Origin of the sequence: Micromonospora wenchangensis (assembly GCF_002210435.1) — a bacterium.
Classification (GTDB): domain Bacteria; phylum Actinomycetota; class Actinomycetes; order Mycobacteriales; family Micromonosporaceae; genus Micromonospora; species Micromonospora wenchangensis.
In genome coordinates this window covers 52,632-73,054 of record NZ_MZMV01000026.1, presented here as the reverse complement: position 1 = coordinate 73,054, position 20,423 = coordinate 52,632, and the positions used below count along the sequence as shown (strand labels likewise).

Annotated in this window: 17 protein-coding genes and 1 tRNA gene; 11 read left to right on the top strand and 7 right to left on the bottom strand. The window is 73.7% G+C overall.

Features of this window, described 5'->3' with window-relative positions:
• Positions 1-33: 33 nt before the first annotated feature.
• The 3 genes from B5D80_RS17000 (at position 34) to B5D80_RS16990 (ending at position 2,027) form a co-directional block, all read left to right on the top strand.
• Positions 34-573, top strand: a complete 540-nt coding sequence (locus B5D80_RS17000) for a hypothetical protein (RefSeq protein ID WP_088644878.1) — start codon at positions 34-36, stop codon at positions 571-573.
• A 104-nt stretch (positions 574-677) separates the two neighbouring features.
• Positions 678-1,028, top strand: a complete 351-nt coding sequence (locus B5D80_RS16995) for a hypothetical protein (protein WP_088644852.1) — start codon at positions 678-680, stop codon at positions 1,026-1,028.
• 36 nt (positions 1,029-1,064) lie between these two features.
• Complete coding sequence (locus tag B5D80_RS16990; RefSeq protein ID WP_088644877.1) at positions 1,065-2,027, top strand: NADP-dependent oxidoreductase; 963 nt, start codon at positions 1,065-1,067, stop codon at positions 2,025-2,027.
• Between the two features lie 81 nt (positions 2,028-2,108).
• Here the strand turns inward: B5D80_RS16990 and B5D80_RS16985 are convergent, their stop codons facing one another.
• A complete protein-coding gene (locus tag B5D80_RS16985) occupies positions 2,109-2,774 on the bottom strand; it encodes a hypothetical protein (RefSeq protein WP_088644851.1) in 666 nt (221 codons plus the stop codon).
• Positions 2,775-2,997: 223 nt separating this feature from the next.
• Here B5D80_RS16985 and B5D80_RS16980 point away from each other — a divergent pair, with 223 nt between their 5' ends.
• Positions 2,998-3,600: a copper resistance CopC family protein gene (locus tag B5D80_RS16980; protein WP_088644850.1), complete on the top strand. Its 603-nt coding sequence runs from the start codon at positions 2,998-3,000 to the stop codon at positions 3,598-3,600.
• A gap of 57 nt (positions 3,601-3,657) precedes the next feature.
• On the opposite strand, the gene gltX is transcribed toward B5D80_RS16980, so the two are convergent.
• From gltX to B5D80_RS16965, 3 genes are all read right to left on the bottom strand, one after another.
• A complete protein-coding gene (gene gltX, locus B5D80_RS16975; protein ID WP_088644849.1) occupies positions 3,658-5,067 on the bottom strand; it encodes a glutamate--tRNA ligase in 1,410 nt (469 codons plus the stop codon).
• Positions 5,068-5,130: 63 nt separating this feature from the next.
• Entirely contained in the window at positions 5,131-6,408 is a 1,278-nt protein-coding gene (locus B5D80_RS16970) for an MFS transporter (protein ID WP_088644848.1), read from the bottom strand.
• Positions 6,405-7,730 (bottom strand): GH1 family beta-glucosidase, encoded by a 1,326-nt coding sequence (locus tag B5D80_RS16965; protein ID WP_088644847.1) that lies wholly within the window; start codon positions 7,728-7,730, stop codon positions 6,405-6,407. Before B5D80_RS16965 ends, B5D80_RS16970 begins: the two co-directional genes overlap by 4 nt.
• Positions 7,731-7,912: 182 nt before the next feature.
• On the opposite strand from B5D80_RS16965, the gene B5D80_RS16960 reads away from it, so the two are divergent.
• Positions 7,913-8,359 (top strand): SRPBCC family protein, encoded by a 447-nt coding sequence (locus B5D80_RS16960; protein ID WP_088644846.1) that lies wholly within the window; start codon positions 7,913-7,915, stop codon positions 8,357-8,359.
• 63 nt (positions 8,360-8,422) lie between these two features.
• Here B5D80_RS16960 and aceE read toward each other — a convergent pair whose 3' ends face one another.
• Complete coding sequence (gene aceE, locus B5D80_RS16955; protein ID WP_088644845.1) at positions 8,423-11,161, bottom strand: pyruvate dehydrogenase (acetyl-transferring), homodimeric type; 2,739 nt, start codon at positions 11,159-11,161, stop codon at positions 8,423-8,425.
• 265 nt (positions 11,162-11,426) lie between these two features.
• Between aceE and B5D80_RS16950 the strand changes: the two genes are divergently transcribed.
• Positions 11,427-11,831: a YjbQ family protein gene (locus B5D80_RS16950; RefSeq protein WP_168222548.1), complete on the top strand. Its 405-nt coding sequence runs from the start codon at positions 11,427-11,429 to the stop codon at positions 11,829-11,831.
• Between the two features lie 70 nt (positions 11,832-11,901).
• Here the strand turns inward: B5D80_RS16950 and B5D80_RS16945 are convergent, their stop codons facing one another.
• Complete coding sequence (locus B5D80_RS16945; protein ID WP_088644843.1) at positions 11,902-13,560, bottom strand: alkaline phosphatase D family protein; 1,659 nt, start codon at positions 13,558-13,560, stop codon at positions 11,902-11,904.
• 266 nt (positions 13,561-13,826) lie between these two features.
• Between B5D80_RS16945 and B5D80_RS16940 the strand changes: the two genes are divergently transcribed.
• From B5D80_RS16940 to B5D80_RS16920, 5 genes are all read left to right on the top strand, one after another.
• On the top strand, positions 13,827-16,892 hold the full coding sequence (locus tag B5D80_RS16940; RefSeq protein WP_088644842.1) for a thiamine pyrophosphate-dependent enzyme: 3,066 nt from the start codon (positions 13,827-13,829) through the stop codon (positions 16,890-16,892).
• A gap of 113 nt (positions 16,893-17,005) precedes the next feature.
• Complete coding sequence (locus tag B5D80_RS16935) at positions 17,006-17,443, top strand: DUF3052 domain-containing protein (RefSeq protein ID WP_067315614.1); 438 nt, start codon at positions 17,006-17,008, stop codon at positions 17,441-17,443.
• Positions 17,444-17,533: 90 nt separating this feature from the next.
• Positions 17,534-18,001 carry a peroxiredoxin gene (locus B5D80_RS16930; RefSeq protein ID WP_088644841.1) on the top strand — a complete coding sequence of 156 codons (468 nt, stop codon included), beginning with the start codon at positions 17,534-17,536 and terminating at the stop codon, positions 17,999-18,001.
• A gap of 83 nt (positions 18,002-18,084) precedes the next feature.
• Positions 18,085-18,156: transfer RNA gene (locus tag B5D80_RS16925), tRNA-Val, on the top strand.
• Positions 18,157-18,299: 143 nt separating this feature from the next.
• Entirely contained in the window at positions 18,300-19,088 is a 789-nt protein-coding gene (locus tag B5D80_RS16920; protein ID WP_088644840.1) for an alpha/beta fold hydrolase, read from the top strand.
• An 87-nt stretch (positions 19,089-19,175) separates the two neighbouring features.
• Here B5D80_RS16920 and B5D80_RS16915 read toward each other — a convergent pair whose 3' ends face one another.
• Complete coding sequence (locus B5D80_RS16915) at positions 19,176-20,135, bottom strand: phosphotransferase family protein (RefSeq protein WP_088644839.1); 960 nt, start codon at positions 20,133-20,135, stop codon at positions 19,176-19,178.
• Between the last annotated feature and the right edge of the window lie 288 nt (positions 20,136-20,423).

Genomic DNA, 20,423 nt, shown 5'->3' with positions numbered 1-20,423 from the left:
CCCGGCACGCTGGACCGGGACGGGGAGGTGGACATGCTGCTGGCGGTCATCGTCGGGTGTGAGATCGGGTTCTGGGTGCTGCTCGTGGCCGGGCTGGTCGCCCGGTACCCGCTGCGCCGGCCCCGGCTGGGGGCGGCGCTGCTGGTCTGCGTACCGCTTGTCGACCTGGTGCTGCTGGGCGCGGCGGCGGTGGACCTGCGCCGGGGGGCCACCGCGGACGCCACCCACGGGCTGGCCGCCGTCTACCTCGGGTTCTCGGTGGCGTTCGGGCACTCCCTGGTCCGGTGGGCCGACCAGCGCTTCGCCCACCGTTTCGCGGGCGGTCCGCCACCGGTGAAACCACCCAGGTACGGCTGGGCGCGGGCCCGCCACGAGTGGCGGGAGTGGGGTAAGGCACTGCTCGGCTGGGCGGTCGCCTGCGCCCTGCTGGCCGCCGCGATCGTCGTCGTCGGTGACGCCGAGCGCACCCGGGAACTGGCGAACTGGATCCGCAGCCTCACCGTCGCGCTGCTGATCTGGCTGGTCGCGTTCCCGGTCTGGGAGACGATCTTCCCGCGTCGCCCGAAGTCCTGACACCGGGGGTACGCGCTGCACGGCGCGTCGGTGCCGGCCAGTACGGTGGCACTGCCGCGCCGGGGTGTCGTCCCGGCGGGCGACGCGAGTGTGAGGAGACCGGGATGGCGCACGGGGAGGCCGACCACGGCTGCGCCCAGGGCGAACCCTGCCGGCCGGGCCACCACGACCAGCCCGGGGCGGCCCGACCGCACCGCCGGCTGGCGACGGATTGCCGGTCGGTCGACCGGGCCGACGACGAGCTGGCGCTGCCCCGCCAACGGGGCGTCGAGACGGTCGACGGCGCGACATCCCGACCGGCGGCGGTGGAACCCGGTCCGACCGGCCAGCCTGACCCGCCGGCCCGCGCCTGCCGCAGCGACCTGGCCGGGTGGGCCGGCGCGCACCGGCACGGCCCGGTCCGCCCCGGCCGGCGTCGGCAGCGCGTCCAACGCCCGCCACACCGTTGGTGCTGATCACCTGACGGCCCGTCGGCCGTTAGCGTGGGTGACGTGCAGGCGATCGCGATCGACGGGTGGGGCACGGCCGACCGGCTGGCCCTGCGGGAACTGCCCGACCCACCGGTGGGGCCGGACACGGTGCTGGTGCGGGTACGCGCCGCCGGGGTGAACCCGGTCGACGCGAAGATCCGCGAGGGGCACCTGGCCGGCGCGATCCCCGCGCACTTCCCCCTGGTGCCCGGCTGGGACGCGGCCGGCGTGGTGGTGGCGGCCGGCCCGGCGGTGACCGGGTTCGCCGTCGGCGACGAGGTGATCGGGTACGTCCGCCGCGACCACCTCCAGTACGGCAGCTACGCCGAACTGGTCCCCGCCCCGCAACGCTGCCTGGCGATCCGGCCGTCGCAGGCGTCCTGGGTGGAGGCGGCCGGCCTGCCGTTGGCCGGGTTGACCGCCTACCAGGCGTTGCGGCGGGCCGGCACCGGCGCGGGGGACACCGTGCTGGTGCACGGCGCGTCGGGCGGGGTGGGGCACCTGGCGGTGCAGGTGGCGCGGGCGCTGGGGGCGACCCGGGTGATCGGCACGGCGGGTCCGGCCAACCACGACTTCGTCAGGTCGTTGGGTGCCGAACCGGTCGCCCACGGCGACGGCCTGGCCGACCGGCTCCGCACGCTCGCGCCCGACGGGGTGGACGTGGCGCTCGACCTGTTCGGCGGCGCGGCGCTGGACGTCTCGGCGGTGCTGCTGTCCCGCCCGGCCCGGCTGGTCTCCGTCGCCGACCCGGAGCACGTCACCCGGCTCGGCGGCAGCTACCTGTTCGTGGAGCCGTCCACGGCGGACCTGGGGCTGCTGGCCGCGCTGGTCGACGCGGGCCGGCTCACCGTCCACATCGAGCGGGTGCTCCCGCTGGCCCAGGCCGCGGACGCGCACCGGCTGGTCGAGGCCGGGCACGTGCGGGGCAAGGTGGTGCTGGCGGTGTGGTCGGCGGCGGGTACGGCGGCCGACCGGCCGGCCTGACCGGCACCGGGGCGGACCGGCAGCGGTGCGGACCGGCAGCGGTGCGGACCGGCGGGGCCGGTACCGGCGGCCGGCCGGTGGTCAGCGGGTGCGGCGGCGGACCAGCAGGGCGATGCCCGCCAGGCCGAGCGTGATCACCAGCATCACGCCCACGTTGAGCAGCAGCAACCGCTGGAGTTCGGCGATCGCGTCGTCGATGTCCCGGCCCGGGTTGAGGACGTCGTCCGAGAGGGTCCGCTCGCCGCCACCCACGCCGCCGGTGACCGTGTCGAGTTGCCGCTCCAGCGGCACCCCGGCGGCGCGCAGCGTCTCGGACATGGTGAGCCGGCCGAGGAACCAGCCGGCGGTGGTCTTGTGCTGGTCGGGCTGCTTGGCCGGCCGGAAGGCCCGGGGGCCGCCCTTGGCCAGCGGGTAGAGGTCGAACGTCTGCTTGGCGACGTCGCCGGCGAGCACCACGATGGTGTACTTCGGACCGAGGTCGGCGGCCTTGGGGCCCTTGGCCTCACCGGTGCGGCCGAACCAGCTGACCTGGTCGATGACCGCGACCACGTGGGTCGGTGCGGTGTCGGCGCGCAGCCGCAGCGGCTCGGTCAGCCCGACCCCGGTGATGTCCACCCCGGCGGGTGGCGTCTTCGGTGCCGCCCGGTGCGCCCCGGCCGCCTGCGCCGCCGGACCGGTGGTGACCACCAGCGCCGCCGTCACGACCATGGCGACCGCTGCCAGCAGCCGCCTCACCCTGTCGACCATCGCCGCCTCCTCGCCCCGTTCGATGGATGGCTGTGCTGCGGGTCACGCGCGGGTCGGTCGGCATCGGTGCGTGACCGGGCAGCGCCGGCCCCACCGCACAGACTTCCTGGAACATCGCTCGGATGCAGCTCTGGGAACAATATGTGGAACTATCTGCGATCCTGGAACGACCAATTCTCAGCCGCGTGATCAGCGGGCGGATCGTACCTTTGCGGAGGGCTTCATGGGGGGCAGGGTCCCACGGCTGGTGCGGGCGGTGCCAGTGCTCGTCGGCGTGGCGCTCGGCGTGGCGTTGCTGCCGGCGTCGCCGGCGCTGGCACACAACTCGCTGACCGGGAGCAATCCGGCCAACGGGGCCAAGGTCGCCACCGCGCCGGCCGCGGTCGAGCTGCGTTTCCTGGCCAAACTCGATCCGGGCAGGACGAAGATCACAGTGACCGGGCCGGACAACATCCCGGCCGCCGGTGGCGAGCCGACCTTCTCCGGCAGCCGGGTCAGGGTGCCGTTCGCCCCGGGCGCGGCCGGTCTCTACATCGTGGACTATCAATTGCCCTCCAGCGACGGGCACCCGGTCAAGGGGGAGGTGCGGTTCACCCTCACCACCGGCACCGCCGCCGCGCCCCCGTCGGTCAGCCCGTCGGCCAGCCCCACCCCGTCGCCCACGCCGACCAGCGCGGCCCCCGAGTCCCCGTCGGCCACCCCGGTCGCCGCCGGCACCGACGACGCCGGCCGGGGCTGGCTCTGGGCGGCGGCCGGCGGCCTGGTGCTGCTCGCCGCGCTCGCCGCCGGCCTGTTCCTGCGCCGACGCCGCTCCACCCGCCCCTGACCGGACACGACGCGGGGCCCGCCGGTCACCGGCGGGCCCCGCGTCGTGTCGTGGTGGTCAGACCAGGCGGAGCCGGGCGGCGCGCAGCCGGGTCAGGGTGCGCTCCCGACCGAGCACCTCCAGCGACTCGAACAGCGGCAGACCGACGGTACGGCCGGTGACCGCCACCCGGACCGGGGCCTGCGCCTTGCCCAGCTTGAGGCCGCGCTCCGCGCCGACCGCCTCCAGCGTCGACTTCAGCGACTCCGCGTCCCAGGACTCCAGCGCCGTGTAGCCGGCGACGGCCGCGTCGAGCAGGTCGGCCGCCCCCTCCTTCATCGCCTTGGCCCAGGCCGCCTCGTCGATTGACGGTTCGGCGAGGAAGAGGAAGTCGACATTGGGCACGATCTCGCTGAGCACCGCGATCCGGGTCTGTGCCAGCGGCGCCACCGCGGCGAACGCGTCGGCGTCGAACTCCTCCGGCAGCCACGGCGGCGGCGCGATGGTGCCGGTGCCGGTCAGCCACGGCTGGCAGGCGGCCACGAACTCGTCGACCGGCAGGGCCCGGATGTACTCGCCGTTGAACGCGCGCAGCTTCTTCTCGTCGAAGAAGGCGGGGGAGGGGTTGACCTCGGTCAACCGGAACTCCTCCTCGATCACCGACCAGGGCACGATCTCCCGGTCGCCCGAGGGCGCCCAGCCGAGCAGCATCAGGTAGTTTCGCATCGCGGCGGCGAGGTAGCCTTCGTCCCGGTACGCCTCCAGGGCCACCTTGTCGCGGCGCTTGGAGAGCTTCTGCCGCTTCTCGTTGACCACCACCGGCACGTGCGCCCAGACCGGCGGCTTGACCCCCAGGGCGTCCCAGAGGAGCTGCTGCTTCGGGGTGTTCGGCAGGTGCTCCTCGGCCCGGATCACGTGGGTGATGCCCATCGTCATGTCGTCCACGACGTTGGCGAGCAGGAACACCGGGGAGCCGTCGCCCCGGGCGATGACGAAGTCCTCGATCAGCTTGTTCTCGAACGTCGGCTCGCCCCGGATCAGGTCGACCACCACGGTCGCGCCCTCGTCGGGGGTACGGAAGCGCAGCGCCCGCCCCTCGCCCGGCGGCAGGCCCCGGTCCCGGCAGAAGCCGTCGTAGCCCTGGTACTGCGAGCCGGTACGGGCCTGCACCGCCTCCCGGGTGCAGTCGCAGTAGTAGGCCCGGCCGGCGTCGTACAGCCGCCCGGCGGCGGCCCGGTGCTCACCGGCGTACGCCGACTGGAAGTAGGGGCCCTCGTAGGTGTCGCGGGCGATGCCGATCCAGTCCAGCGCGGACAGGATGCCCTCGGTCCACTCGGGCTTGTTACGGGCGGCGTCGGTGTCCTCGACGCGCAGCACGAACACCCCGCCCTGCTGCTTGGCGAAGATCCAGTTCTGCAGCGCCGAGCGGGCGCCGCCGACGTGGAACATACCGGTCGGGGAAGGGGCGAAGCGCACACGTACCGTCACGCCGTCCAGCCTACGGCCGGGTGCGACCCGGTTTCCCCAGGGGGCCGGGTCGCCGCCGCACCGTCAACGCACGCCCCGGATCTTGAGGACCAGGGCGCTGCCGAGCAGGGTCACCACGGCGGTCACCGCGTAGAGCGTCGGGTAGCCGCCCAGGTGGACCACGATCGGGGCGGACAGCGCCGGACCGAGCACCTGGGGTGCCGAGTTCGCGATGTTGATCACGCCGAGGTCCTTGGCCCGGTCGGTGGCGCGCGGCAGCACCTCGGTGATCAGCGCCGCGTCGACCGACAGGTACACGCCGTAGCCGGCACCGAGCAGCACGGCCGCGACCAGCGCCGTCGGCCAGGTCGGCGCGACCGCCAGCAGCAGCGCGGCCACCGCCATCACCACCCCGGAGACGATCACGTAGACCTTGCGCCGGCCGGACCGGTCGGACAGCATCCCGGCGACCACGGCGGTGAGCATCATGCCCAGGGTGTAGAGCAGGATCAGCACCAGCAGCCCGCCCTCGGGGTCGGGGTAGCGCACCCCGTCGGTGAGGAAGTACAGCAGGTAGAGGGTGCCCAGGGCGTTGCCGATCTGCACCAGGAACCGGGTGATCCAGGCCCAGGCGAAGTCCGGGTGCCGGCGCGGGTCGATCCACATCGAGGCGACCAGCGCGCGCAGCCGCAGCGGTGGGCGGTGCTGCCGGGGCAGCGGGTCGTCGGGGGTGAGGAACGCGAACGGCAGCGACAGCAGCAGCACCGCCAGCGCCATCGCCGTGTAGCCGGGCACGGTGCCGCTGACCAGGGCGGTGACCAGCACCGCGCCGAGCACCAGGCCGAGCGCCTGCGGGATGCCCACCCAGCCGGAGACCCCGCCGCGCTGCACGACCGGCACCCGGTCCGGGATGCCGGCGGTGAGGCTGGCCAGCATCGCGTTGAAGCAGACCTGGGCGGCGACCCAGCCCAGCGCGACCCCGGCGATGGTCTGCTGCCGGGCCAGCAGCACCAGCGCCAGCGCGCCGAGCACCGCGCCGCCGGCCGTCCAGACGTGCCGGCGGCCGAACTCCCGCCCGCCGACGCGCAGGCAGGTGCGGTCCGACAGCGCCCCGGCGAGCGGGTTGGCCAGCACCGCCGCGAGCGCGCCCAGCCCGGTGACGACGGCCAGCATCGCCTCCTTGTGGTCCGGCGAGATCCGTTCCACCTGCTGCGGCAGCAGCACCTGGATCGGGGTGAAGAAGGCCATCCACACGCCGAGGTTGGCCGCGAAGATCAAGGCGATCCAGCTCCGCCGGACCGGGACGACCGGGTCGGCGAGCGCCGCCGGCAGCGAGGCCGGCGTCGGGTCGACGGTGGTCACCCCCGGCCGACCTGGGCCCGGTACCAGGCGTACGAGGACTTGGGCGTGCGGGTTCCGGTGGCGAAGTCGACGTGCACCAGGCCGAACCGCTTGGTGAAGCCCTCCGCCCACTCCCAGTTGTCCAGCAGCGACCAGACGAAGTACCCGGTCACGTCGACGCCCTCGTCGATGGCGGCCCGCACGGCGCGCAGGTGCCCGTCGAGGTAGGCGATCCGGTCCGGGTCGGGCACCAGGCCGTCGGCGTCCGGGACGTCGTCGTAGGCGCAGCCGCCCTCGGTGACCTGGATCGGCGGCAGCGCGTCGCCGTACCTGTCGCGCAGGCCGACGAGCAGGGTACGCAGTCCGTCCGGGACCACCGGCCAGTCGAACGCGGTACGCGGGTAGCCCTCCAGCGGGACCAGCTCGAACGGCAGCGGGGAGCCCTCCCCGGGGGCGCGTACCCCGGTCGGGTTGTAGTAGTTGACGCCGAGCACGTCCAGCGGCGCGGCGATCACCGCCAGGTCGCCGTCGCGGACCACGCCCGGGTCGAAACCGTCGGGGTAGCCCCGGCCCAGCAGCGGGTCGGTGAACAGGTGGTTGTGCAGGGCATCGTACGCCGCCGCGGCAGCCTGGTCGGCGTCGGTGTCGCCGTGGCGGACGACAGGCGAGTAGTTGTTGGCGATGGCCACCGGGGAGCTGCTGCGGGCGCGCAGCGCGGTCACCGCCAGCCCGTGCCCGAGCAGTTGGTGGTGGGCGGCCGGGAAGGAGTCGAAGAGCAGCGTCTGGCCGGGGGCGTGCTCCCCGGTGCCGTGGCCGAGGCTCAGGTGGATGAACGGCTCGTTGAGGGTGATCCACAGCTTCACCCGGTCGCCGAGGCGGGCGGCGGTCACGTCGGCGTACTCGGCGAAGTGGGCGGCGGTGTCCCGGTTCAGCCAGCCGCCGGCGTCCTGGAGCGGCTGCGGCAGGTCCCAGTGGAACAGGGTGGCGACCGGGTCGATGCCGGCGGCCAGCAGGTCGTCGACGAGCCGGTCGTAGAAGTCCAGGCCGGCGGCGTTGACCGGGCCGGTGCCGCCGGGTCGCACCCGGGGCCAGGCGATCGAGAACCGGTACGCCGACACCCCGAGGCCGGCCAGCAGCGCGACGTCCTCCCGGTGCCGATGGTAGTGGTCGCAGGCCACGTCGCCGGTGCTGCCGTCGACGATCCGGCCGGGGGTGTGCGCGAAGGTGTCCCAGATGGACGGTCCCCGGCCGTCGGCGGTGGCGCCCCCCTCGATCTGGTACGCCGAGGTGGACACCCCCCAACGGAAGCCGGCGGGGAAACCGGGGATCGGTGCGGTCGTCATCCACCCTCCCAGAACGCGAAACGTGTTCGCACTCTAGGGCGCGAAGTCCCCGAGCGCCATAGGCGCGAAGCAATGCGGGCGCAAGGGTTTTCGGCGTGTCTTCACCAAACACGTCCCGGTAAGTCCGATTTAGCGCATAGAGTGCGGAATATCGCGGATGTCCTCAGTGGGGGAAGAACAGAATGATCCTCGTCGAACGCAGTGCGCACGTGACGGCGCCGGTGGAAGCGGTCTGGGAAGTCGTACAGCGGGCCGAGCAGTTGCCCGCCTGGCTGGCCGGGGTCCGGGCCGCCGAGGTCCTCTCGGGGGAGGGCTTCGGTCGTCGACAACTCGTCCAGGCCGGGCGCGGCTCGGCGCACGAGGCCGAGGTGATCGCCTACCAGGAGCCCACCCTGATCGGCTGGCGGGAACGCGCCCGGGGCGCCGGGGCCCGCGCCGAGGCGCGCACCGAGATCTACGTGCAGCTCACCGCCGACGAGGAGGAGGGCGGCACCATCGTCCGGCTGATCGTGGTGCGCTGGCCGGCCGGCCCGGTCAAGGGCGCCCTGCTGCGCCTCGGACTGCGCCGGGTCGGTGCCGACCTGGAGGAGTCGCTGGCCCGGCTCACCGATCTGGCCGCCGTCGGCTGACCCGACCCGGCGACGCGAAAGGGCCCGGCGCACCGCGCCGGGCCCTGCGTCGTACCCCGGGGACTAGCTGTCCCCGCCCGTCTCGCCGACCGGGGCGGCGTTGACGTCGTCGATCGCGTACTTCTTGGCGGCCTCGGCCGGGACGCCGGCCGGCACCGTGCCGCGCAGGGCGAGCTGCCGCAGCGTCGCCACCGCCACCGACTCGGCGTCGACGTGGAAGTGCCGCCGCAGCGCGTGCCGGGTGTCCGACATGCCGAAACCGTCGGTGCCGAGCGAGGTGTAGTCGCCGGGTACCCAGCGGGCGATCAGGTCCGGTACCGCGCGCATCCAGTCGCTGACCGCGACCTTCGGCCCGTCGGCGTCGGCCAGCTTCTGCTGGATGTACGGCACCCGCTGCTCCGCGCCCGGGTTGAGCAGGTTGTGCTCCTCGCAGAGCACCGCGTCGCGGCGCAGCTCCGTCCAGGACGTCACCGACCAGACGTCGGCGGCCACCCCCCAGTCCTGGGCGAGGAGCTGCTGCGCCTTGAGCGCCCACTGCATGCCGGTGCCGGAGGCCAGGATGTTCGCCTTCGGGCCGTCGACCTTGGGGGCCGGCGCGTAGCGGTAGATGCCCTTGAGTAGCCCGTCGACGTCCACGTCGGCCGGCTCCACCGGCTGGTGGATCGGCTCGTTGTAGATGGTGAGGTAGTAGAAGACGTTCTCCTGCTCCTCGCCGTACATCCGGTGCAGGCCGTTCTCCACGATGTGCGCCAGCTCGAAGGCGAACGCCGCGTCGTAGGCGACCACCGCCGGGTTGGTGGCGGCCAGCAGCAGCGAGTGGCCGTCCTCGTGCTGGAGGCCCTCACCGTTGAGCGTGGTCCGCCCGGCGGTCGCGCCGAGGACGAAGCCCCGCGCCATCTGGTCGGCCGCCGCCCAGAAGCCGTCACCGGTGCGCTGGAACCCGAACATCGAGTAGAAGATGTACATCGGGATCATCGGCTCGTCGTGGGTGGCGTACGAGGTGCCGGCGGCGGTGAACGAGGCGACCGAACCGGCCTCGTTGATCCCCTCGTGCAGGATCTGCCCGGTGGTCGACTCCTTGTAGGACAGGAACAGGTCCCGGTCGACCGAGGTGTACCGCTGGCCGTGCGGCGAGTAGATCTTCGCGGTCGGGAAGATCGAGTCGAGGCCGAAGGTGCGCGCCTCGTCCGGGATGATCGGCACCCAGCGCTTGCCGAACTCCTTGTCCTTCATGATGTCCTTGAGCAGGCGGACGAAGGCCATCGTGGTGGCCACCTTCTGCTTGCCCGAGCCGCGCTTGACGTCGGCGAACCGCTCCGACCCCGGGATCGCCAGCTTCTTGTGGCTGGTCCGCCGGGACGGCAGGTAACCGCCGAGCTGCTCGCGCCGCTCCCGCAGGTACGCCAGCTCGTCCGAGGACTCACCCGGGGTGTAGTACGGCGGCAGGTAGGGGTTGTCCTCCAGCGCCTTATCCGGGATGTCCAGGTAGAGCCGGTCGCGGAACAGCTTGAGGTCGTCAAGCGTCAGCTTCTTCATCTGGTGCGTGGCGTTGCGGCCCTCGAAGTGCGAGCCCAGCGTCCAGCCCTTGATGGTCTTGGCCAGGATGACTGTCGGCTGCCCGGTGTGCTCGGTGGCCGCCTTGTAGGCCGCGTAGAGCTTGCGGTAGTCGTGCCCGCCCCGCTTGAGGTTCCAGATCTCGTCGTCCGACAGGTGCTCGACCATCTTGCGGGTCCGCTGGTCGCGGCCGAAGAAGTGCTCCCGCACGTACGCCCCGGACTCCGCCTTGTAGGTCTGGTAGTCGCCGTCGGGGGTGGTGTTCATCAGGTTGACCAGCGCGCCGTCGGTGTCCGCGGCGAGCAGCGGGTCCCACTCCCGGCCCCAGACCACCTTGATCACGTTCCAGCCGGCGCCCCGGAAGAACGCCTCCAGCTCCTGCATCACCTTGCCGTTGCCCCGGACCGGGCCGTCCAGCCGCTGGAGGTTGCAGTTGATCACGAAGGTGAGGTTGTCCAGCTCCTCGCGGGCGGCCACGCCGATCGCGCCGAGCGACTCGACCTCGTCCATCTCGCCGTCGCCGAGGAACGCCCAGACGTGCTGCTGGGAGGTGTCCTTGATGCCGCGGTGGTGCAGGTAGCGATTGAACCGGGCCTGGTAGATCGCGTTCAGCGGACCCAGACCCATCGAGACCGTGGGGAACTCCCAGAAGTCCGGCATCAGCCGCGGGTGCGGGTACGACGGCAGCCCGCCGCCCGGGTGCGACAGCTCCTGCCGGAACCCGTCGAGCTGGTCCTCCGAGAGCCGACCCTCCAGGAACGCCCGCCCGTACATGCCCGGGGAGGCGTGGCCCTGGTAGAAGATGTGGTCGCCACCGCCCGGGTGGTTCTTGCCCCGGAAGAAGTGGTTGAAGCCCACCTCGTAGAGGGACGCGGAGCTGGCGAAGGTGGAGATGTGCCCGCCGACGCCGATCTCCGGCCGCTGCGCCCGGTGCACCAGCATCGCCGCGTTCCACCTGACGTACGCCCGGATCCGCCGCTCGATGTGCTCGTCACCCGGGAACCAGGGTTCCTGCTCCGGGGCGATGGTGTTGATGTAGTCGGTGGTGGTCAGGGACGGAACCCCGACCTGCCGCTCGCGGGCCCGCTCCAGCAGGCTCAGCATGACGTACCGGGCGCGCTTGGTTCCGCGCTCGTCGATGACACCGTCGAGCGACTCGACCCATTCGCCGGTCTCTTCGGGGTCGATGTCCGGAAGCTGGCTCGGCAGACCAGCGGTGATCACCGGGCGCTTGCGTTCCGTAGCCACAGGCGTTCCCTCGGTTGTGTGTGGGATAGGTCTCTAGCGCCATCCTGCCCTCTGGTGGCACCCGTCGTCACGTCTTGCTCCCCCAGACGCGACGCTGAACACAGGTACCCGCCGGTAACTTTGCGTGGGCCGACCGGCCGGCCGCGCCCTCGGGCCGCCCGGACGCCGACACCGCCCGACTGCCCCGACCGTGCCCGGCACCCCGGCCGGCCGTCCCGCCCCGGGCCGGCGGCGGTCGCGCGACGGATGCGGCAGAATGCGCCGTATGCGCAGTGAGGTGATCACCGTCCGGACCGGTTCCCGTCCCACCGTCGCCGACATCACGGCCGAGGCGGAACGGTTCGTCGCCGGGCAGGGCGACGGCCTGCTGCACGTCTTCGTGCCGCACGCCACCGCCGGGGTGGCGATCATCGAGACCGGCGCCGGCTCCGACGACGACCTGCTGCGGGCCCTCGACGACCTGCTGCCCACCGACGACCGCTGGCGGCACCGGCACGGCTCGCCCGGCCACGGCCGCGACCACGTGCTGCCCGCCTTCGTCCCGCCGTACGCGACGCTGCCGGTGCTCGGCGGCCGGCTCCAGCTCGGCACCTGGCAGTCGGTCTGCCTGGTCGACCCCAACGGCGACAACCCGTCGCGTCAGGTCCGCTTCTCCTTCCTCCCCGGCTGACCCGCACCTCCCGGCTGACCCGCACCCGGCTGAACCCCCCCGGCCCCCGGCCGACCCGGACGCGGGCCGCTCAGCGCAGTCCGGTCTCCGTCTCGACCGTGTACCGGTCCCGGTCCACCGGCCGGGCGCGGCTGGTGGACGGCGGCCGGTCGTACGTCTGGTGCAGGCCGGGCACCCGGTCCTCGACCACGAACGACGCCCGGGGATACGCCGGCGCGCCCGCCCGGGTCACGTACGGCAGCACCATGAAGTCGGCGCTGAGCTGCGCCGGGGTGATCGTGGTCCGGACGAAACCGCGCAGGTCGTTCTGGAACCGCAGGTGCGGGTTGGTACGCAGCCAGGGGTGCGAGCCGCTGGCCGAGTCGAAACCGTCCCCGCCCGAGGTGACCGAGGAACAGACCAGCTCGGTACCGACCGTCCGCGCCGCCGGGTCGAGGTAGTCCAGCTTCAGGTCGGCCGCCCAGTGCGCGTGCACGTCGCCGGTGAGCACCACCGGGTTGCGGACCCCGGCGGCCACCCAGCCCCGGGTGATCCGGTCCCGGGAGGCCAGGTAGCCGTCCCAGGCGTCCATGCTGGTCAGCCGGGTCGGCCCCGGGTCACGGTCGCGGGCGGCGAAGAACACCTGCTGGGCGAGCAGGTCCCAGCGGGTGTCGGAGCGGCGGAACCCGTCCAGCAGCCACTGCTCCTGCGCCGTCCCGGTGATGGTGCGCCCCGGGTCGGCCGCCGCCGGGCAGTCCCGGTAGCCGTCCCCGCACGCCTGGTCGTCGCGGAACTGCCTGGTGTCGAGCAGGTGGAAGGTGGCCAGCCGACCCCAGCGCAACCGCCGGTACAGCGCGATGTCCGGACCGCGCGGCACCGACGCCCGCCGCAACGGCATGTTCTCGTGGTACGCCTGGAAGGCGGCGGCCCGCCGGGCCAGGAAGTCCGGGTCTGGCTCCTCCGGCACCGCGCCGGCCCAGTTGTTCTCCACCTCGTGGTCGTCGAAGACCACCGCCCAGGGGGCCACCGCGTGCGCCGCCTGCAGATCCGGGTCGGTCTTGTATTGGGCGTGCCGTTGCCGGTAGTTGGCAAGCGTCCGGGTCTCCGGCCCCTCGTGCCCGCGCGGCCGGTCCGGGCCGTACTCCCGGGCGTACTCGTACTGGTAGTCGCCGAGGTGCAGGATCAGCTCCGGCGCGCTCTCGGCCAGCCGCCGGTAGGCGGTGAAGTACCCCTGCTCGTAGTGGGAGCAGGAGACGAAACCCATCGCCAGCGCGGCGGGCAGGGACGCCGGGTCGGGCGCGGTCCGGGTGCGCGCGGTGGGGGAGAGGTGTCCCTCGGCCCGGAACCGGTAGAAGTACTCCCGTCCCGGCAGCAGCCCGGTCAGCTCGACGTGCACGCTGTGCGCCGACTCGGGTCGGGCGGTCTGCGTACCCCGCTGGACGACGTGCCGGAACAGTTCGTCGGCGGCCACCTCCCACTGCACCTCGACCGTCCGTCCGGGCATCCCGCCCAGACCGTCCCCGGCCAACGGCTGCGGCGCCAGCCGGGTCCACAGCACCACCCCCTGGTGGTCGGGGTCGCCGGAGGCCACCCCCAGGGTGAACGGCCAGACCAGCGGCCGGTTCCGGGCGGGGGCCACCGGCCGGGCGGGACGCCCGTCGGCGTCGGCGGGCGTGGACCGGCCGGCGGTCGCGCCGGCCGCACCGAGCGCCGCGCCGGAGATCAGGACGGTACGTCGGGACAGTGCCATGGGAGCCTCCCCGGGGTCCGGTGCGTTCCTGACCCCGGCAGCGTCGCGACCCACGGTGGCCGTCAGGTGACGACCGGAGACCGTCGCCGCCTCCGGCAGCCGAACAGCGCCCGGCGAACGGGTGCCCGGCAGCCGTCGTCGTCGCGGGAACGGGTCGGGTCGGTGTCCTGCGGGGACGGTCCACAGCGGGGTGCGGCGGACCGCCGTACCCCGGTCGGGTCGTGTCTGAGTGGGCGAGCGTGGCCTCCGTCGGTAATGCTGATCGCGTGACCACCCCGCAAGATCTCGACGACCGGTTCCGGGAGACCCTGGGCGCGTTGCCCGAGCCCGAGCGGCGGCGTGACCCCGGGCGACCCGTCCGGCCCGGTGCCGCGCTGACCGGGCACCAGCTACTCGCCCTGTTCGACGCGCAGGTGACCAGCCGCCAGCTCGACCTGGCCGCGCGGTGGCTGCGCAGCTTCGACGAGGGCTTCTACACGATCGGCTCGGCCGGGCACGAGGCCAACGCGGCGGTGGCCGCCGCGCTGCGCCCCACCGACCCGGCCCTGCTGCACTACCGCTCCGGCGCGTTCTACTGCCTGCGCGCCGCCCAGGCGGCCGACGCCTTCCCCGGCGGCGACGCCGGGGAAGGCGGGGACCTCGCGGCGGTGACCGGAGACCCGGACCCCGACGGGGACGACCACCCGCCGGCCGGCGGCCCCGACGGCATCCGCCCGCCGGAGGACGCCCCGGACGACGGGCACCCGGCGGTCGACGACGTCCCCGCGCCTGCCGGAGCGCAGCACACCGGCCCACCCGCCGCGGGTCCGGACACCGATGCCCCCGACGCCGCCGGCCCGCCGGACGCCGTGACCGCGCCGCCGGGAACCCCGGGAACCGGCGGCCCGCCGACCGGGCTGCCGGACGCCCCGGCTGCGCCGCCCGGAACGCCGGACGCCGTCGACCTGTCACCCGGGACTCCGGCTGCCACCGGCTTGCCGGACGGGACCGTCCAGGCCGGTCCGCCGGCCGGGTCGGACGCCGGTGCCGGGTGGGGCGGGGAGACCGGCCCCGGCTCCCCGGTCCACGACCCGCACCCCGCGGCGGTGCGCCCGGCGGACGCGGTCGACGGCGTCGCCGTGCCACCGCCCCCGGCCGGACCGGTCGCCTACCGGGTGGGTTCCGACGGCACCGCCGAGCCGGTGCCCCGTCACCAGCCCGCCACCGCGCCGGCCGCCGCCACCGACACCGCCGCCGGTCAGGCCGTCGCGTCCGCCGCCGGTGGGCCCGGCCCGGCGGGAGGCCCGGCCGACACCGGACCCGTCGTACCCGCCGGCCCCCGCCCGGAGCCGGCGGTGGCCGATCCGGCGGGCGGCCCGGACCCGGACGGGTGGCAGCAGGCGTACGCCGAGGCGGCCCGGGACGTGCTGCGGGGCATGGTCGCCTCGACCCTCGACCCGATCGCCGGGGGCCGGCACAAGGTCTTCGGCCGCGCCGACCTGGCCGTGGTGCCGACCACCTCCACCATCGCCTCGCACCTGCCCCGGGCGGTCGGGCTGGGGCTGGCCGTGGAGCGGCTGCGCCGGATGGACACCGCCGCCCGGCGCGACGACCCGGACGGCCCGCCGCGCTCGCCGTGGCCCCGGGACGCCATCGTGGTCTGCTCGTTCGGCGACGCCTCGGTCAACCACGCCAGCGCCACCGCCGCGTTCAACACCGCCGGCTGGTACGACCACACCGGTCTGCGGATCCCGGTGCTGTTCGTCTGCGAGGACAACGGCCTGGGGATCAGCGTCCGGTCGCCGGAGGGCTGGGTGGAGCGGACCCTGCGGGCCCGGCCGGGGGTGCGGTACTTCACCGCCGACGGCACCGATCCGGTGGCCGTGCACGCGGTGACCGCCGAGGCCGCCGGCTGGGTGCGCCGGCACCGCCGCCCGGCGGTGCTGCACCTGCGTACCGTGCGGCTGCTGGGGCACGCCGGTGCCGACGCCGAGCAGGCGTACCGCAGCACCGCCGAGATCGCCGCCGACGAAGCACGCGACCCGGTGCTGGCCACCGCCCGACTGCTCGTCGAGGCCGGGGTGGCCACCGGGGAGGAGTTGCTGGCCCGCTACGACGAGCGGGGCTGGCAGGTGCGGCGGACCGCCGAGGAGGTGCTCGACGAGCCGAAGCTGTCGGCCGTGGCCGAGGTGGTGGCCCCGCTGTCGCCCCGCCGGCCCTCGCGGGTCGCCGCCGCCGTGGCGCAGGCCGCCCAGCGGGCCGCCGGCCCGGACGCGGCCGGCCGGGCGGAGGCGTTCGGCGGCAAGCCGCCGGAGCTGGCCGGCCCGCTGACCCTCGCGCAGAGCATCAACGCGGCCCTCGCCGACGGGATGCTCAGCCACCCGCAGTTGGCGGTGTTCGGCGAGGACGTCGCCGCCAAGGGCGGGGTGTACGGGGTGACCAAGGGGCTGCGGGAGCGGTTCGGGGCGGCCCGGGTCTTCGACACCCTGCTGGACGAGACGTCGGTGCTGGGGTTGGGGCTGGGCGCGGGGCTGGCCGGGATGCTGCCGGTGCCGGAGATCCAGTACCTGGCGTACCTGCACAACGCCGAGGACCAGTTGCGCGGCGAGGCGGCCACCCTGCAGTTCTTCTCCCAGGGGGCGTTCCGCAACCCGATGGTGGTGCGGGTGCCGGGGCTGGCGTACCAGGAGGGGTTCGGGGGGCACTTCCACAACGACAACTCGGTGGCCGTACTGCGGGACGTGCCCGGTCTGGTGGTCGCGGTGCCGGCGCGGCCGGACGACGCCGGCCCGCTGCTGCGGACCTGCCTGGCCGCCGCGGTCGTGGACGGCACGGTCTCGGTCTTCCTGGAGCCGATCGCGCTCTACCACACCCGGGACCTGTACGAGCCTGGTGACGGTGAGTGGCTGGGGGCCTACGCCGAGCCGTCCGCCTGGGCCGCCGGCCACGCGCCGATCGGCCGGGCCCGGGTGTACGGCGTCGGCTCCGCCGAGGACGTCACGATCGTCACGTTCGGTAACGGGGTGCGGATGTCGCTGCGGGCGGCGTCGACCCTGGCCGACGAGGGGATCGGCTGCCGGGTGGTGGACCTGCGGTGGCTGGCCCCGCTGCCGGTGGCGGACCTGATCCGGGAGGCGTCGGCGACCGGGCGGGTGCTGGTGGTCGACGAGACGCGGCGCTCCGGCGGGGTGGGCGAGGGGATTCTCGCGGCGCTGGTCGACGCCGGATACGTGGGGGCGGCGCGGCGGGTGGCGGCAGTTGACTCGTTTGTACCATTAGGTCCGGCTGCCCGTCAGGTGCTGGTCTCCGAGGATGCCATTACCCAGGGTGCCCGTACGCTGCTGGCACGGTAAATTCCGTTCCACCCGGTGCGCCACTTGCGCGACGGACCACAACTGTGTGGACTCTGCCTGACGGCGTCACCGCGACGCCGCCGGGCAGGGACGAGATGAGGAGGCACGCGACAGTGAGCGCGACCGCTGGTCAGGCCGCCGACGGGGTACGTCTCCTGGCGGACCGGTTCGGGATCGAACCGGGCATGGTCGTCATGGAGATGGGGTACGACGAGGACGTCGACCAGGATCTCCGGGACGCCCTGACCGACCGCTGTGGAGAACTGGTCGACGAGGACACCGACGAGGTGGTCGACGCGGTGCTCGTCTGGTACCGCGACGGTGACGGTGACCTCTTCGAGCTCCTCGTCGACGCCCTCGGTCCGCTGGCCGACGCCGGAGTCGTGTGGCTGTTGACCCCGAAGGCCGGCCGCGACGGCCACGTCGAGCCGAGCGAGGTCGCCGAGTCGGCGCAGACCGCCGGGCTCCAGCAGACCTCGACCCTCAACGCCGGCAAGGACTGGAGCGGCGCCCGGCTGGTGCTGCGCCGCGGGTCCAAGGGCCGCAAGTAGGCCGTACGCGACTGAGCAGTCCCGCACCCGGAGCGTCGTCCCCGGGTGTGGCAGGCTGAACCCACCTCAGACTCGACCCAAGGAGTTCGCATGCCGATCGAGGTTGGTGCCGAGGCACCCGACTTCCTGCTGAAGGACCAGAACAACCAGGAGGTACGGCTCTCGGACTACCGGGGCAACCGCACCGTGCTGCTGGTGTTCTACCCGCTCGCCTTCACCGGCATCTGCCAGGGTGAGCTGTGCGAGGTGCGGGACAACCTCAACGACTACGTCAACGACGACGTGCAGGTGCTCACCGTCAGCGTCGACTCGGTCTACGCCCACAAGATCTGGGCCGAGAAGGAGGGCTACCAGTTCCCGCTGCTGTCCGACTTTTGGCCGCACGGGGCGGTCGCCCAGGCGTACGGCGTCTTCAACGACCTCGCCGGCATCGCCAACCGGGGCACCTTCGTCATCGACAAGGCCGGCGTCGTCCGGTTCGCCGAGATGAACATGCCGGGTGAGGCGCGCGACCAGCAGGGCTGGCGCAAGGCCCTCGCCGACACGGTCGCCGCCTGACCGGTCACCTGGCACACCGTTGCGACGGGCCGGCGGCCGGCAGGTAAGCTTGCCAGCCACCGGCCCGCTCGTACGGGCGTTCCGGGCGCGTAGCTCAGTGGGAGAGCACTCGCCTTACAAGCGAGGGGTCGCAGGTTCGAAACCTGCCGCGCCCACCCTCCGACCAGCAACGACAACGGCCGTCGACCATCGGCGGCCGGATCGTTGAGCCGATGGGACGCCGCCGGCAGGTCCGCCGGAGGCGTCGCCGTGGCGGCTCCCGGCGGCCCGCGTCCCGACGTCGGCCGGAGGTGACATCGTGAGCTACGCGGACGTCAACGGGCTGCGGCTCTGGTACGAGGAACACGGCGACGGCCCACCGCTGGTGCTGCTGCACGGCGGCTACGGCGCGGCGGAGATGTTCGCCCCGATCGTGCCGGCGCTGGCCCACCGCCGTCGGGTGATCGCGGTCGACCTCCAGGGCCACGGCCGCACCGCCGACGTGGCTCGTCCACTGCGCTACGAGTCGATGGCCGACGACGTCGCCGCGCTGCTGCGGTACCTCGACCTGCCCGGGGCGCAGCTGTTGGGGTACTCCCTCGGCGGCGGGGTGGCGCTGCGGACCGCCATCCAGCATCCGGACCTGGTACGCCGGCTGGTGCTGGTCTCCACCCCGTTCCGGCGGCAGGGTTGGTATCCCGAGGTGCTGGCCGCCATGTCCGGTCAGGACGAGCGGGCCGGCGAGCGGATGCGCGGCACGCCCCCGCACCAGCTCTACACGCGGATCGCCCCCCGTCCGCAGGACTGGCCGGTGCTCTGGGCCAAGACCGGTGACCTGCTGCGCCGCGAGTACGACTGGACGCCGCAGGTGGCCGCGCTCGCCGTACCGACCCTGCTGGTCTTCGCCGACGCGGACGCGATCCCGGTGGCCCACATGGCCGAGTTCTACGGGCTGCTCGGCGGCGGCCACCACGACCCGGGCGGCGACGGCACCGCCCGCCCGGCCTCCCGCCTGGCGGTCCTCCCCGGCCTCACCCACCAGGACATCCCCACCACCCCCCTGCTACCCCACGTAGCCCTGCCCTTCCTCACCCACCAACTCCACTGACCCGTACCCCCCGCCGGCCCCCGCCCGTCCGCGTTGATCAAGAGGTTCGCGTCACGGAATCGGCTGCCGGTGACGCGAACCTCTTGGTCAACCAGCGGTCCGCGGGTGGTCGAGGCGGTGGCGCAGCCAGGGCAGCAGGGCGTCGGCCTGGGCCTGCTGGAAGGCGCGCACGGTGGGAATGTTGGGCGGCGGCGGGCGACGCGCGCTGTCGGTGAAGAAACCGGCCAGCCCGGCGTAGAAGCCGGTCAGCGCGGCCGGGTCGGCCCCGGCGGTGAGCGGCAGCCGGCGCAGCAACGCCTCGGTGTCGTGCCCGCCGTGCAACCGTACGTTGACCAGCAGCAGCGCCGTGTCCAACCAGGCGGGGCCCCGGCAGGCCCACGGCCAGTCCACCACGGTGACCGTGCCGTCCCGGCCGATCAGCAGGTTGTCGGCCCGCACGTCCAGATGGCACAGGGTGTCCCCGGCCAGCCCGGTCAACCCCCGGTCGGCCGCCGCGCACAGCTCGTCCAGGTGCCCGGCGACCCACGGGTCGAGCCGGGACGGCGGGTCGGCGGCGATCCGCCGCCAGCCGCCGAAATCGTGGGCCAACCGTTCGGCGGCGGTCGGCGTGCCCGGCACCGGGTTCGGCGTGAGCGTCCCGGCCAGGGCTTCCAGCGTACGCAGCGTCGCGTCGAGTTCGGCGTCCCGCCAGGGGGTGTACGGGTGCCGTCCGTCGACATCGGTCAGCACGAGCGCCACCCAGTCGCCGTCGTCGTGGCAACCGAGCAGCCGGGGCGTCGGCGCGGACGGGGGCAGCGCGGCGGTGTGCCGGGCCTCGGCGCGGTGCATCCGGGGACTGTCCGGGTTCTGCGCCGGGCTGACCGCCTTGACGAACGCCCGTCGACCACCGGCGGTCCGCACCCGGTCGGCGGTGCCCGGGGAGTACCCGCCGGGCTGGGACACCGCTTCGACCACCCGGTCACCGATGATCCGCTCCACCGCCTGCCGCACATGCCCGGGCAGCTCGTCCCACCCGATCCTGCCCCCGCCCGCACGCACACCCACCATCCCCCCACCCTGGCGAGCCCCCTCACCCCGGGCAACCCGATTACCCCACCCACCCCACGCCCGCGCCCCCGTCCCCTCCTGCCCCGCGCGTCCCGCCCCGGTGATCAAGAGGTTTACGTCAACGGTCCGCCCCGCCCCGACGTAAACCTCTTGATCAACCCCTCACCCCCGTCGATGTCCCCGTTGACCAAGAGGTTTGGGTCAGCCAGACGGGGTGGTCTGACCCAAACCTCTTGATCAACCCCTCGCCCCCGTCGATGTCTCGGTGACCAAGAGGTTTGAGTCAGG